The following is a 14,346-nucleotide window of genomic DNA, read 5'->3' on the forward strand; positions in this document are numbered from 1 at the left end:
GCTCAGCCCGCATCCAGGGCCTGGCGCAATGCCCCCTGGCTACGGACCAGTTGCTTCCGGGCGTCGGCTTTGTCCAGGCCGCTTAACAGCATCAGGATCGCCAGTTTCACTTCGCCATCTGCGTCCTGCAAGGCCTGTTCGGCACTGCCGGCGTCTACCCCGGTTGCCTGCATCACGATGCGTACCGCCCGTGCCTGCAGCTTGAGGTTGCTGGCGCGCAGATCCACCATCAGGTTCTGGTAAACCTTGCCCAGACGGATCATGCTGGCGGTGGTCAACATATTCAGCACCAGCTTCTGGGCCGTGCCCGCCTTCATGCGGGTTGAGCCGGTAATGACCTCCGGGCCGACCAGCGGGCTGATGGCTATGTCCGCCTCCCGGGCGATGGCCGAGTCGGCATTGCACGACAGGGCGATGGTGCCAGCTCCCTGCTCGCGGGCGTAGCGCAGGCCGCCGAGCACATAAGGGGTGCGACCGCTGGCCGCGATGCCCACCAGTACATCCTGGGTGTTAAGCCGGATCTGCTGTAAATCGAGTCGGCCCTGTTCCGGGTTGTCTTCGGCGCCCTCCTGGGCCCGGAAGATGGCCTCGGGCCCACCGGCGATCAGCGCCACCACCATGCCTTCGGGCACGCTGTAGGTGGGCGGGCATTCGGAGGCATCCAGTACCCCCAGGCGGCCGCTGGTGCCCGCGCCCATATAGATCAGCCGGCCACCCTGGCGGAAGGCCGCCACTATGGTATCGACGGCGGCGGCTATCTCGGGCAGTACCTGTTCCACCGCCGCCGGCACCTGCCGGTCCTGCTGGTTGATCCTGGTGACTATGTCCAGGGTCGGCAGCAGATCGATATCCAGGGTGTCGGCATTGCGCCCCTCAGAGGCGAGCTTGTCCAGATCCGCCAATAAATCCCGTATCTGCATTTAGGAGTCCTCGGTTGCGTGTGGGGCCGGGTGAATAGCGCCCAATACCGCGCCCTGGCGGGCGCCGGTGGCTTCGGGCAAGTTGCCGGGCAGGCCGTTGACCGTCTGCTGGGCCAGCCAGGCGAAGGCCATGGCTTCCATATAGTCCATATCCACGCCGGCGGTGTTGGTGGTGCTGACCTGCCAGTCCGGTAGCAGGGCGGTCAGGCGGGCCATCAGCAAGGGATTGTGGCCGCCGCCGCCACACACCAGCAGTTCGCCTGCTGGCCATTTGCCGACCTGATCGGCTATGGCGACCGCCGTCAGCTCGGCCAGGGTCGCCTGGACATCGGAGACCCGGTAGGAGGCGGGCAGTCGAGCATCGAGCCAGGCCAGGTTGAACAGCTCGCGGCCGGTACTCTTGGGGGGCGGCAGGGCAAACCAGGGCTCGCCCAGCAGCTTGTTTAACAGTGTCGTGTCGACCCGGCCCCGGGCAGCCAGCTCGGCATCCTTGTCATAGGCATGGCCGGTATGGCGCTGGCACCAGGCGTCCATCAGCATGTTGCCCGGGCCCACATCATAGCCCAGTACCTTATGAGCGGGCGTCAGCACGCTGATATTGGCGATGCCGCCGATGTTGAGCACGATGCGGGTGTGCGGGCAATTGCCCAGCACCATTTTATGGAAGGCAGGGACCAGGGGAGCGCCCTGTCCGCCCAGGGCCATGTCCATGCGGCGGAAGTCATTGACGGTAAGAATGCCGGTATCGGCGGCGATCCGGTTGCCATCTCCCAACTGAAGGGAGAAGGGCAAGGGGCCCTCGGGCTGATGCCAGAGGGTCTGGCCATGGCAACCGATGGCGGTCACCTCGGCGGCCGTCACCCTGGCCTTGGCGAGCAACTGATTGACCGCCCGGGCATACAACTGACCCAGTTCGGCATCCATCTGTCCCACTGCCTGCATGGTCACCGCCTGGCCGCCGGCCGCGGCCAGCAGCCGGGCCCTGAGTTCGCCGGGCAGGGGATAGCCGTCGGCGGCCAGCAGGCAGATCTGCCTGCCATCGGTTTCAACCAGTACCGTGTCTATGCCGTCCAGGCTGGTGCCCGACATCACCCCGATATACTTATCCATGGTTAGTGACCATTCTCCCAGGCATCGCCGGACATGTCGGTCAGCGGGCTGACCGGTACGCTGATCACCTCGTTTTCAAACGGTTGGGGCCCCGGAGCCGGCAAGGGGGCTTCCGGTTCGGGATCGGGAACCGGCGCCGGCTCCTGGGCGCCCTGGCAGCCGGCCAGTAACAGCCACAACAAAAACCCGATATATCTGACCATTGTGCTTTTCTCCGGGAGGGGTCACCATTAACGGCATTCAAATTGCCACATGACGCTGTAAGCCGCCAGAGGCATCATCACAAAAGTTTAGTTAACCCCAAGGAGTCATCATGGCCTACTGGTTATTCAAGACCGAACCCGATACCTTTTCGATCGATGATCTGGCCAAGAAAGACACCATTTGGGAAGGGGTGCGCAACTACCAGGCGCGCAACTTCCTGCGCGATGGCGTCAAGGAAGGGGATGAGGTGTTTATCTATCATTCCAGCTGCAAGCGAGTGGGGATTGCCGGCATCGGCCGGGTGACCCGGGCGGGATTCGCCGATCCGTTCGCCTTCGATCCGGACAGCCGTTATTTTGATCCCAAATCCAGTCCGGACAAGCCAATCTGGTACGCGGCCGAGCTGACCTTTGTGCGACGGCTGCCGCTGCTGCCCCTGGCCGAGCTGAAGAGCAACCCGGCCCTGACCGAACTGGCGCTGGTGAAAAAAGGCAGTCGGCTGTCGGTTATGCCGGTAACCCAGGACCAGTGGCAGGCGATACTGGCGATGGCGGGGTAAGCGGCGGTATTCGGCCACGGGGCGGAGAGTCTGTCTGGTGTGGCTGACCTGGAGTCATGCGAACTCAGAGCCCGAATACCCGTTGCAGGTAGTGCGCCACCCCGTCCTCATCTGAGCTCAGGGTGCGTTCGTGATGGGGCAGGGCCTGGTGCAGGCGGGTGTGGGCATTGGCCATTATCACCCCCCGGCCGGCACGGGACAGCATTTCAAAATCATTCATGCCGTCGCCGAAGGCCAGCACCCGGGTCATGTCCATCTCCCGCCGCTCCATCAGTGAGGCGATGGCCGAGCCCTTGTTGACCTCCCCGTGCATCACTTCCAGGCACTGAGGCAGGGAGAAGGTGATATTGAGCCGAGCGCCGAAGCGGGCGAGTAACCCTTCTTCCACCTGCAACAACCGTTCGTGCTCGCCGATATAAAATACCTTCTCCACCCCCTGCCTGTGAGTACGGAGCTGATCGGTCAGCCGGTAGCGAAACCGGGACTGGGGACTGAAGTCCAGCGCGCCCGGCATGGCTTCCTCGACCAGCCAGTGATCGCCCCGGAACATGTTCAGATGTACCCCGGGCAGGCGGTAATCAGCGACCAGCTCGTCCACCATCTCGGCGGGAATGGTCCGGTTGAAGAGCAACTGGTCATCGGGATCATGCACCATGGCGCCGTTGCTGGTGATCAGGCTGACGTTTAGTCCCAGGCTGTCACGGATTGAGCGGACATCCACATGATGGCGGCCGGTGGCGACGATGAACTCCACGTCGCGGGCAACCAGCGCATGCAGGGTTTCCCGGGTTTGAGCCGACACCAGATGCCGGCTGTTGAGCAGGGTACCGTCAAGATCGGAAACAACAACCTGATACATGGGGCCCTCGGGTGTTAGTTACGGTCAAAAAAATCCAGGACTCTGTCCAGTGCCTTCTGGCGATAGCGGTCCCGCTCAAAAAAGAGTTCATGGGCAGCACGGCCGATACGTCTGGGACCGCGGCCTTCGCAGTGCTTGAGGGCCTTGCAGAAGGCATCTTGCGCCTTGTTGTCCACTATCACGTCGGCACCGGCCTGCAGCACCAGCAGCGGGGCCACAATACGATGGGCCCGGGCTATGGCCCGTTCGCTCGCCGTGAAACTCTGCGCCAGCCACTGCAGGCTGGGGCCGCCCAGCTGTAGTCCTGTCTGCTCCCGATACAATTTCCGAAACAGTTCATAACGCGGTTCGCTGTGGGTCAGCTGGTTCTCGGCGAAGGAGGGAGCTTCGTAGCCGCCACCCTGGCCCGGGACGTAACAGGCCGATTTGCCGATCAGGCGGCATCCTCCCTGAAAGGCGTTGATTAGTCCCTTGGCCAGCCAAGTGGGCAGGGGGCCCAAATAGATGCCCATCATCGGCGAGGACAGGGCGGCCGCGTTGATGCGTACCCTGGTATCGCTCAGCCAGAGGGCTGAGATGGTACCGCCCATGGAGTGGGCCAGCAGATAGAGGCGGTCATGAGGGGTGGTAAGCACCTGTTGCTGTACGAACTGTTCGAGATCCTGCACATAGTCATCAAAGTTGTCGACATGGCCCATCAAGGGGTCGTCGAGCAGGCGTGGTGACAGGCCCTGGCCCCGGTGATCGTACAGGTAGAGGTTATAGCCGTTCCGGTACAGATCCCGCGCCAGTTCCTGATATTTGAGATAGCTTTCGGTACGGCCATTGACCAGTATGATGGCCTTGTTGTGATCCGGAGAAACCAGTTTGGCATAGCGCAGCGAGAGGCCGTCTTCGCCGGTAAAGGTGCCTTCCTGAGCGGTAGCTTGCCAGAACGCCTGCAGGCCATCCAGGCCGAGTTCGTCGAGCTCGGCTTCGGTGGTAAAACGCAGCGGTGAGGCAATGGCATGATTCATCAGTAGGCAGATCCCGACTAAGAGTAGGCGACCAAGCATAAGGACTCCGGTGAGTATTTTTTACCCGTCAACAAGCAAACAGTGCCTGGCAGTGTACCGTTAACGCAAGGGATAGCAAACGCCGAGACTTGTTCAAGTCGACGTCTTAGTTCCGTTGCCGGTGAACCTTGAGCACATTGGGCGTGACCCGGATCTTGCGCATGATATTGGCCAGATGGATGCGGCTCTTGGTGGTGATCAACAACTCGACCACATAGACCCGGCCGTCTTTTTCCTCGGTACTGATACTATGGATATTGGCGCCGGTGGCGGCAATGACGTTGGCCAGCTCCGCCAGGGCCCCCTGATGGTTGATGATTTCGATGCCGATCTCGGTCTTGAACTCGAAACCGAAATCCTGCTCCATGTCCCACTGTACCGGCAGATACTTGTCCGGTTCCTTGCCGTAGCCACGGATATTCTTACAGGGCTCAAGGTGTACCACCAGGCCCTTGCCGGGGCTGATATGGGCGACGATGGGATCGCCGGGAATGGGGCGACAGCAATTGGCGAAGGTGAGCAGCATGTCGTCGGCGCCGCGGATCGGCATCTTCTTCACCGTCTTTTGGCGTTCGGCTCTGGGCATCTCATCCAGCTTGCCCTGCAGTCGCCGTGCCACCACCAGGCTCATGGCGTTGCCCAGGCCGATATCGGCCAGCAGGTTGTCGAGTGAGCCGTGTTTGGTGTCTTTCAGTACTTTCTCTATGCGTTCGGTCGGGATATCTTCCAGGTTCTGGTTGCCCAGGGCATGGTTGAGCAGCCGCCTGCCCAGCAGGATGGATTCTTCGGTGCGCAGGTTCTTGAGGAATTGCCTGATCTTGGTGCGCGCCCGTGCGGTCACTACGAAGTTCAGCCAGGCCGCATTGGGGCGGGCGCTGGGAGCGGTGACGATCTCCACCGTCTGCCCCGAATGCAGGGGCTGGCTCAGTGGGAAGGGTTGCCGTTCGACCCGGGCACCGACACAGGCGTGGCCGATGTCGGTATGCACCGCATAGGCAAAGTCCACCGGCGTGGCGCCCGAGGGCAGCTCCAGGATGCGGCCTTCAGGGGTAAACACATAGATTTCGTCGGGGAACAGATCCGTCTTCACCCCTTCGATAAATTCGAAGGAAGAGCCGGCACTCTGCTGCAGTTCCAGCAGGCTCTGCATCCAGCGCTGGGCGCGTACCTGGGCGGTGGTACCCGGGGCTTCGTTATCCTGCTTGTAGGCCCAGTGGGCCGCGACCCCCTTGTCGGCCATCTGCTCCATGTATTCGGTACGGATTTGCACCTCGACCGGCACCCCGTGGGGACCGACCAGGGAGGTGTGCAGGGACTGATAGCCGTTGGTCTTGGGAATGGCGATATAGTCCTTGAAGCGTCCCGGCCTGGGCTTGTACAGGGTGTGCATCTGACCCAGAACCCGGTAACAGGTATCGATGTCCTTGACGATCACCCGGAAGGCATAGATATCCATCACCTCGTGGAACTGCAGTTCTTTCTTCACCATCTTGTTGTAGATGGAGAACAGGTTTTTTTCCCGGCCCTTGACCTGCGCCTCGATATGGGCGTCTTCCAGCCGGCCCTTTATTTCTTCCTTGATCGACTGGATGATTTCCCGCCGGTTGCCCCGGGCGCGGCGTACCGACTCCCGCAATACCCGGGTGCGCATGGGGTACAGGGCTTCCAGGCCCAGTTCTTCCAGTTCGTTCTTGATACTGTGAATACCTAGCCGGTTGGCGATGGGGGCATAGATTTCCAGGGTTTCCCGTGCGATCCGGCGGCGCTTGTCCGGCCGCAGTGCGCCCAGGGTACGCATGTTATGGGTGCGGTCCGACAGCTTGATCAGGATGACCCGTATATCCTGGGTCATGGCCAGCACCATCTTGCGGAAGTTTTCGGTCTGGGCTTCCTTGCGATTGCGGAACTTGAGCTTGTCGAGCTTGGATACGCCTTCGACCAACTCGGCGACCGGGGTGCCGAACTGCTGGGCAAGCATCTCTTTGGTGACGGGGGTATCTTCAATCACATCATGGAGCAGCGCCGCCATCAGGGTTTCGTGATCCAGGTGCATCTCGCCCAGGATCCTGGCTACGGCGACCGGGTGGGTGATATAGGGCTCGCCGCTGGAGCGGGTCTGCCCCTGATGGGCATCCCGGGCCAGAATGTAGGCGGCCTTGAGCTGTTCGACCTGCTCGGTGGGAAGGTAGCTGGAGGCGAGCTCCTTGAGTGATTCAAATAGATACAAATGGTACCCCGACAGTCAACGCCGTTTGCACATAACAGAGGGCCCCACTCAACTCAGGGGCTGGCCCGCCATGGAGGCCGGGCCGGAAAGGCTCAGCCGCGCCCTTCGGCAATGGCGGCAACCGCGGCGAGCTCGGCCGCTTCCAGTTCCTGTTGCTCCTGGCGGTCCTGTACATCCATCACTGCATGGTTGACCAGGCCTTCTTCGATCTCGCGCAGGGCGATCACGGTTGGCTTGTCATTTTCTTCGGCGACCAGCGCATCTTTACCCTGGGTGGCCAGTTGGCGGGCGCGACGAGCGGCGACCAAGACCAGATCAAAACGGTTACCTACCTGTTCTACAGCATCTTCAACAGTAACGCGTGCCATAATGGACTCCAATGATTAAAAAAGGTGCAAAATTCTAATGGATCTTAGCTTATTCCGCCAGTAGCCGGGAAAGCAAGTCCTGGTAACGGACCGCCTGCTTGGCGGTATTGGCCCGTTCGGCGTGGATGATGGCATTGAGCTGGCCCAGGGCGTGCTCGAAGTCATCGTTCACCAGTAAATAGTCGTATTCGTCGTAGTGCGACATTTCCGAGACCGCCTTGGCCATACGGCCCCGGATCACCTCGGCGCTGTCCTGTTGACGGGCATTGAGGCGGCGCTCCAGCTCTTCCCGGCTGGGCGGCAGGATAAAGATCGATTTGGCGTCGGGGGACTGGGCCCGGATCTGACGGGCGCCCTGCCAGTCGATATCCAGCAACACATCGATACCCTGTGCCAGCAGCTGCTCTATCCACTGACGGGAAGTGCCGTAGTAGTTGTCGAACACCAGGGCCCACTCATAGAAGGCATTACCCTCGATCAGGCGCTTGAATTCGGCTTGCTCGACAAAATGATAGTGCTCGCCGTCCACTTCACCGGGACGCTTGGCCCGGGTGGTATGGGACACCGACACCCGCAGATTGTTGTCGCTGTTGTGCCGTTCTAGCAGGGCCTTGATCAGGCTGGATTTGCCTGCGCCGCTGGGAGAGGAAATGATAAACAGGGTACCGCTATGCGCCATATGTGTTGCCCGTCGGATGTATTTTACCAGCACCAGGTGTGGCGGCTGGAACCAGGGGCGGCAAAGCTTACCAGAAGACGGTAGATAAAAAAATGGCCGCTGTAGAGACAGCGACCATATAAAAGTAACTATAGCTTGCTGTGGAAGTGCCCTCCACGCAATCTGCATTATGGTGACCTGCCATATTCGGCTCTATCAGTTTATACCGGCATAATAACTCGTTAAAACCGAGTTGTTGGCTGGCGATTAGCCGAATGGTTAGTACGTTTGCTTGCATAGTTTGTCGGCCCAGCCCGCTTCCTGGGGTGTATTGACCCCACCGGGGCGGACCGTTATGCTCCGCCGGTCACCGGGATTTCGCCCGGTGGCCCCTGACCGATGCTTGTCTCATCTACCCTGCCGATTGCCGGCGCTAAGGCCTGAATATGCTGTGGATCCCCTTTACCCTGATGGCCGCTTTTATGCAGGCCTGGCGTAATGCCTTTCAAAAACAACTGAGTAAAGAGGTGAAGTCCGCCGGGGTGACGCTGGCGCGCTTTATCTGGGCCGGACCACTGGCTGGCGCTTATTTGTGGGGTCTGTACCAGTGGCAACCGGGCGAACTGCCTCGCTTCACCCCGTTATTCTTCGGCTATATTCTGGCAGCGTCCGTGGCGCAGATCCTAGCCACCAATTTGATGGTGAAGCTGTTTCAGCTGAAGAACTTCGCGATCGGCGTGGGTCTGGCCAAGAGCGAGGCCATCCTGGCCGCTGCCCTGGGGGTGGTGTTCTTTTCCGCACCGCTGACCGCCCTGGGTTGGCTGGGGGTACTATTGGGCGCGGTGGCGGTGTTTCTGCTCAGTGGGGTAAAAAAGTTGCGCGGCCTTTCCTGGCGAACCCTGGCGCTGGGGTTGGGTAGTGGCCTGGCCTTTGCGCTGACCTCGTTATGGGTCAGGGAAGCCAGCCTGGAACTGGGCCTGCCGTTTCCCTACGGCGCCGCCTGGGTACTGCTGCTGGTGATCTCCCTGCAAACCCTGCTGCTAACCGGCTGGCTCTGGCTGAAAGACAGGGCCACCCTGCGTGCCTTGCTGGCCAGGCCCAGACTCACCTTGTTGATCAGCGGTTGCAGCTGCCTGGGATCGATCGGCTGGTTTACCGCTATGAGCCTGGAAACGGTGGCCATGGTCAAGACCCTGGGCCAGGTGGAAGTGCTGTTCACCCTGCTGATTTCGGCCTTTTTTTTCAAGGAGGTGCTGGCGCGCAACGATCAGCTCGGCCTGGCGCTGATCGTGACTGCCGCCCTGTGCGTGATGTGGTCCTGAGCGGCAGTGGCGGTTCAGGCTCTGCGGGCAGTCCAGCTTGACCAATCCACTTGCTGCGGCCCTCTCGATGTTCGGCGTAACAGCCACTGACACAGCAAAACGCCCTGACCAGCAGGGCGTTTTGTCTTGAGAAAAACCGCAGGGGTTATTCGATATTGGATCTGAATGTTGAGTTGTTTGGGTGAGGCTAGGTAACAAGCGGGGTTGAGGTTTTTGATAAATGTCCTTGGTACACTCTTTGGTACACCTTATTCGGTTGCGCTTCTCGTATAGTCCTGTTTGCTGCGCATAGCCATGCGCAACTGCGCCATTCAGCGCGCAAGCAATCAAGCAGCCTTAATGTCCTGTTAGCTTTGGTGCTGTGGACTATCCATTGGGGAGTTATTGCCGCCGTTTCGGTTTCGCTAACTTGTCATGCGCTCTCTGAGTGCGCAGCAAAGTGCGCAGTGAGCAACCGCAGCTAACTTCACTGCTGGCCCGGCTTGAATGTCAGTCAGTAGCATTGATAAGCGGCCCGTCTACGATTTGGTATTGAACAGGCAGCCCCTGAAAAAATGCGCAGCCAGAAAAAATTCCAACCTTGACCAAGCGGTGCTGCCCATCCAATGATGGGTCGATACATCAAACACAGGAAGGACTGAACATGAACAGCAACCAGGAAGAAGTCAGCAAGCAGGACAAAGGCCAGGATGAGCTGAAAGAGTATCTACCCATACCGCATGTTATTTGCCGGAAGTGGGCAAGCCAGGGCAGCTCCCTTCCGAATACCATACTCCAAGATCAGCCCAGCAGGTTTTCCAGAATGATATCAAAGTGCCTGTTGTTTTTAAGGTCATTGTTCAGCAAGTAGCTCAGCACTGCTTTGGCTTCGGCCTTGTGCCGAGGCCGGATCTCGGCCAACAGGGATATGGTGAAGGTTTCTCGGGCGTACAGCTCGGGCGGGCCATCCCAGCCGGTAGCAGCGTTTCGCAGCCGGTACAGGTCGTGATGGAAAGCCAGCTCATAAAGACAGTTCTCCAGGGTGTGCGGCACCAGCTCCGGGTGTTCCCGGAACCGGGCGGCGGCCTCGTCGTCATCGAACCCAAAGCCGTCACTCTTTGCGCCCTTCAGCGTGCGGATACAAAAGCGGTCGGCCTCGGTCAGCATGTCAGGGTCGTCGGTGCCAAAACAGGCGGCGGCTATGGTGTTGCCGGTGGTGTCAGTCAGGTGTCGGGCATAACGGCGTTCAAGCTCCTTGGCCGGGGTCTTGATGCGGGTGGCGGCGTCCAGGGCCTTATCAATGAAGGCCGGGTGCCCGGTCTGTATGGTCTCCCTCAGCCACAGCATGGCATCCAGCTCTTTATCACCAGTGACGGTGCGTTGCTCCGGTAGTTCGACGACGGCCACCTTGGTAGCAGTGCTGTCTTGCCTGGGCGGTAGGGTAAACAATGCCCGGTGCCCGGTGCCCGGTGCCTGGGGTTGTCGGTGAATGCGCCTGAGCGCCGGGCTATGGTCTTCACGGTGCCCACGGGCAAGCCAAGTATGGCGGCTACTTCTGAAAATGAATGGCGGCGTTTCAGTTCAATGATCTGCCGATACTGGTCATCAGTCATGGTTCGGGGTCGAGCCATGGGGCTTGTGTCCGGATTGGGGTAAGTCAGCTATTGTATCAGCATTTGAATCCGGTGGTTTCAACGGCGAACGTGATGGTATAGCGTTTTATCCCCCCACCTAAGGACTAGCCTACTACATTGATTACTCCGATAGCTCTGGCTTTGATTAAATAACTGTTCCTAATTGTGCTACAGAAATCAGGCTCGAACGCAGACTCGCTGTAAACCCATCCCTGGGGGCTCCGCCGCGCCATCCATGGCGCGGAGGGTCTGCTTATCGAATCCTGACTTCTGTCTTGAAATGTAGCGGTATTTGTATCAGTTATTTAACATGCGCCTTGATTAGTTGACCACTACAAGTTGAGTATGTTTGGCGACTGATCAGATCGCACAAACTGGACTGAGTTCCCTGCCTCCACTGATCTACTATTCGGAACAGCTATTTAGCTCATATGAGGGGATAGCTGAGCCTTGGCACATGATTCCGTTTAACTTTATTAATCTTACTGGATCAGATAATTATACACACAAAGCAATCTTTCAATATCAGCCAAAAAGCCATACCTCCGATAAAAGAGTGCATGGCTCTTTCAAAAGTCACTCAAACACACTGATCCACATTGACTCTTTATTTACTACGAGAGCCAACATTAAGCTTACAACTTATCACTTCCATGACTTATTAGTTGCAGCAGAACGGAACTTTTCTAAATTTTCAGGGCTTGCAGGCGGTTCTGATTCACCAAAAATCGCTCTCACCCAATGACCATCTGTGGGATTGGGGAAAATTATATTTTCAAAACCATACTTTCCTTTATTTACATCTACTATGTTTAGTCTTTCATTCACACCATTAACATAATATTCTCGTGAGAAGTCGTTAAGGTTATCACCAAGATACAAGATAACATTAAAGTCCTTGGCTATCTCCTGCTGCCTTATCTCTTTATTTGAGCTATCCTTCAAAACTGTCAGGTGTTGCTCGTCAACAAAAGGGAAGCCATTACTTCTCAAGTTGCTCAAGGCTATATCGTAGGTTGCATCACCTTGATTTCGGCTGGTCACATAGAATACCTCAACACCATTCGATGCGGCATAGTCCAAAAACTCTTTGGCACCCGGTGTAGCCGCAGCCCGGTTGGTTGCCACCCATTCATCCCACGCCTCATCGTCAAAGAACTCTTTATTATTCTTTACGAGGTAGCCAAAGTAATCGTTGGTACTGAGAATGGTGTCATCGACATCGGTGATAATTGCCAACGGTTTACCTTCACCATTATTTTTTGCCAAGGCGTTGTCAAGGTGCAGCCTCGCAACATTGAAGCCCTGATAGAATAAAGCTCGATATTCGGCAGCCGTTTGCTTCCATGCGACTGCCGATATCAACAGATTAGAATCACCGATGGATTTAGGTTCATTTTCTGCAACTGCCAATCCGGAGTAAGCAACCGAACACAACAGTATGGCTGGAAATACGGTCTTCTTATATAAAGGTAATAATTTCATACAAAGTCCATTTGAAAATAAAATTAAAATAACTAACTTTCGGAAAAAGAGTATTGCACAAAACAAACAACACAGCAACAAATATGGGTGGAGAATAAAAATACATGACCAATGACTTTAAATTCACACAATTAACAGAACCATCGACTTTAAATTTACATCGCTGAATTTAATTTCAAAACATCAGAGAATAAAATGCTAAAGAGCTGTTCCGAATAGTAGATCAGTGGAGGCAGGGAACTCAGTCCAGTTTGTGCGATCTGATCAGTGCCTCAGGTGATGTGGAAAACGTGTGCTCATTGTCGAATAAAGCGGAGCCCCGGTGAAACTGGCAAGGGACATGACAAAACCAGCCCTACACCTACACCTACACCTACACCTACACCTACACCTACACCTACCCGTACCGAAGCGGGAGCGGGACTCCTCCACCAGCTTAGCAGCCCGAGCCATGTTTGATTGGCTGGCTTGCTATCGCCAGAAGTTGCCCTTAATCCTATCAAGCCACGAGCGTTGCCGGTTGCGTTTCATTGACCTTGCTTTAGCTATCTGGAGTAGCTCGGATGAGCTGAAGTCGAGTGGTGTTGCGGTGAGAGGCTTTGATGGCAGAGTATCAGATACCTCCTGCGGGGAGGCCTCCCGGCCAAAAAGAGGAGGCACGGTTAAGTATCCATCTTTCATGTTGTCCTTGCCCTGCTTCATGTTTAGCTCTCCCACTTGATCTGTTTGAGAGCTTAGCAGTTGAAGGTAGCTGTACGGTAGGGCTCGATGGTTAACTCCCTTTCTCCTGCGGCGGTTACCCCCAAAGCCGGAAAACCGGCATTGCCATATGACAACGGTTGCCCGCCTTCACAGCGAAGGCGGTTTTCCGCCTTTAGGTTTCAACTTTCTTCAATTTCTCGGGGCTGGTAGGTTCCATCGTGGACCGAGATAGTATCCAGGCGGGTGCCGGGTAGGTTCGCAGCACCAGCAGGCCGGGCAGAAACGGTATGCGGTGCGAACCGGCGCGGTTTTCCGCCCGTTGCCGGGATCTCGGTATCGGCCCGACTATTACGGAAAATCCCGCAGCGCCTCAGCCCGACTATTACGAATAGTTTCATAGTAATCGAACCGCTGACTTTTCAGCAGTGAGCTAAGGCCGGTGTTAACGGTCTGGTTTTCGGCGGTTGCAAGGGTGAACGAATCGTTCATCCAGTAGCGGCCCGGCCTTGGGGTGGCTGGCAAAGGGTGCGCCGTTTCGCGGCTCCCTTCACTTCTGGCTTTTCCTCAATGTGAGTAAATCCCACTTTGCCATGCTGGTGATAAACCTGCGGATCTTCGGAGTTGTCGCCGGCCAGCCAGGTGTGGGCATCATGCCCATGCCCTGCTCCCTGTGCTCCCCAAAACGGGGGAGCAAACAAAGCTCCCGCTTTCTATACGGCTCTGTGCGGGGCCGTTGGTGCCGGTGGTGTCTTTGCCTGCCCTATGCTCTCGGGTTGCGCTGATGTCGTTCCTGCTGGGCCGGGGAATCCTCGGGTTAGGGTGTACGTCCACCAGTGGTGGATTCAGTACGGGATCTTCACTTATCGGGCTCGGTACGGTTTGGTGGCAAGGTTTCTAGGTTATGGGAAGATGGTTTTCCATATTTTGGAAAGGTAGAAGTGTTGGGCTGGCGGCCTTGGCTGTCGTACTGGGCATCATTTGTCAGAGCCAGCAGGCCAGGGGGGAAGGTGTTGGGGGTTGCGGTGGTGCCTAACTTCGGTGAGAACCAGCCCGGCCAAGGCGGAGGGGATTTTTTCTATGCGCCTAAATACCCCAAAAACTGTTCACACTGTTCACCCTTTCTTAAATCCCTTTTATTTCATGGCGTTAAGGGGTGAACAGTTTCAATCGAACTATTCACCAACTGTTCATCAGGGTGATCACTCTTCTTGGCTGGGTGAATAGCGGTGAACAGTAGATGAATAGTTTACCTCCAACTATTCAC

At 57.1% G+C, this 14,346-nt stretch carries 12 protein-coding genes; 2 read left to right on the forward strand and 10 right to left on the reverse strand.

Annotation, left to right across the window (positions count from 1 at the left end; translation table 11 throughout):
- Positions 1-2 precede the first annotated feature (2 nt).
- Genes murQ through DCS96_RS12825 form a run of 3 tightly spaced genes read right to left on the reverse strand, consistent with a single transcriptional unit; the run spans position 3 to position 2,233 of the window.
- Positions 3-920, reverse strand: coding sequence for an N-acetylmuramic acid 6-phosphate etherase (murQ, locus tag DCS96_RS12815; protein WP_116474792.1), 918 nt, complete (start codon positions 918-920; stop codon positions 3-5).
- Positions 921-2,030: an anhydro-N-acetylmuramic acid kinase gene (locus DCS96_RS12820; RefSeq protein WP_116474793.1), complete on the reverse strand. Its 1,110-nt coding sequence runs from the start codon at positions 2,028-2,030 to the stop codon at positions 921-923. It lies immediately after the preceding gene.
- A gap of 2 nt (positions 2,031-2,032) precedes the next feature.
- Positions 2,033-2,233: a hypothetical protein gene (locus tag DCS96_RS12825; RefSeq protein WP_116474794.1), complete on the reverse strand. Its 201-nt coding sequence runs from the start codon at positions 2,231-2,233 to the stop codon at positions 2,033-2,035.
- 110 nt (positions 2,234-2,343) lie between these two features.
- Here DCS96_RS12825 and DCS96_RS12830 point away from each other — a divergent pair, with 110 nt between their 5' ends.
- Positions 2,344-2,793 carry an EVE domain-containing protein gene (locus DCS96_RS12830; protein WP_116474795.1) on the forward strand — a complete coding sequence of 150 codons (450 nt, stop codon included), beginning with the start codon at positions 2,344-2,346 and terminating at the stop codon, positions 2,791-2,793.
- Between the two features lie 64 nt (positions 2,794-2,857).
- On the opposite strand, the gene DCS96_RS12835 is transcribed toward DCS96_RS12830, so the two are convergent.
- The 5 genes from DCS96_RS12835 to gmk form a co-directional block, all read right to left on the reverse strand.
- Entirely contained in the window at positions 2,858-3,652 is a 795-nt protein-coding gene (locus DCS96_RS12835; protein ID WP_116474796.1) for a Cof-type HAD-IIB family hydrolase, read from the reverse strand.
- Between the two features lie 14 nt (positions 3,653-3,666).
- A complete protein-coding gene (locus DCS96_RS12840; protein WP_232818275.1) occupies positions 3,667-4,668 on the reverse strand; it encodes an alpha/beta fold hydrolase in 1,002 nt (333 codons plus the stop codon).
- Positions 4,669-4,813: 145 nt separating this feature from the next.
- The gene (gene spoT, locus DCS96_RS12845) at positions 4,814-6,934 is read right to left on the reverse strand and encodes a bifunctional GTP diphosphokinase/guanosine-3',5'-bis pyrophosphate 3'-pyrophosphohydrolase (RefSeq protein WP_116474798.1); all 2,121 of its coding nucleotides are present in this window, start codon (positions 6,932-6,934) and stop codon (positions 4,814-4,816) included.
- A gap of 92 nt (positions 6,935-7,026) precedes the next feature.
- Complete coding sequence (rpoZ, locus tag DCS96_RS12850) at positions 7,027-7,302, reverse strand: DNA-directed RNA polymerase subunit omega (protein WP_116474799.1); 276 nt, start codon at positions 7,300-7,302, stop codon at positions 7,027-7,029.
- Between the two features lie 49 nt (positions 7,303-7,351).
- Positions 7,352-7,981, reverse strand: coding sequence for a guanylate kinase (gmk, locus tag DCS96_RS12855; RefSeq protein WP_116474800.1), 630 nt, complete (start codon positions 7,979-7,981; stop codon positions 7,352-7,354).
- 425 nt (positions 7,982-8,406) lie between these two features.
- Between gmk and DCS96_RS12860 the strand changes: the two genes are divergently transcribed.
- On the forward strand, positions 8,407-9,282 hold the full coding sequence (locus DCS96_RS12860) for a DMT family transporter (protein WP_116474801.1): 876 nt from the start codon (positions 8,407-8,409) through the stop codon (positions 9,280-9,282).
- Between the two features lie 780 nt (positions 9,283-10,062).
- On the opposite strand, the gene DCS96_RS12865 is transcribed toward DCS96_RS12860, so the two are convergent.
- Complete coding sequence (locus DCS96_RS12865) at positions 10,063-10,710, reverse strand: hypothetical protein (RefSeq protein WP_198650074.1); 648 nt, start codon at positions 10,708-10,710, stop codon at positions 10,063-10,065.
- Between the two features lie 830 nt (positions 10,711-11,540).
- Positions 11,541-12,380, reverse strand: coding sequence for a 5'-nucleotidase, lipoprotein e(P4) family (locus DCS96_RS12875; RefSeq protein WP_116474803.1), 840 nt, complete (start codon positions 12,378-12,380; stop codon positions 11,541-11,543).
- Positions 12,381-14,346: the final 1,966 nt, after the last annotated feature.

The organism is Zobellella maritima, from assembly GCF_003075035.1.
Classification (GTDB): Bacteria; Pseudomonadota; Gammaproteobacteria; order Enterobacterales; family Aeromonadaceae; genus Oceanimonas; species Oceanimonas maritima.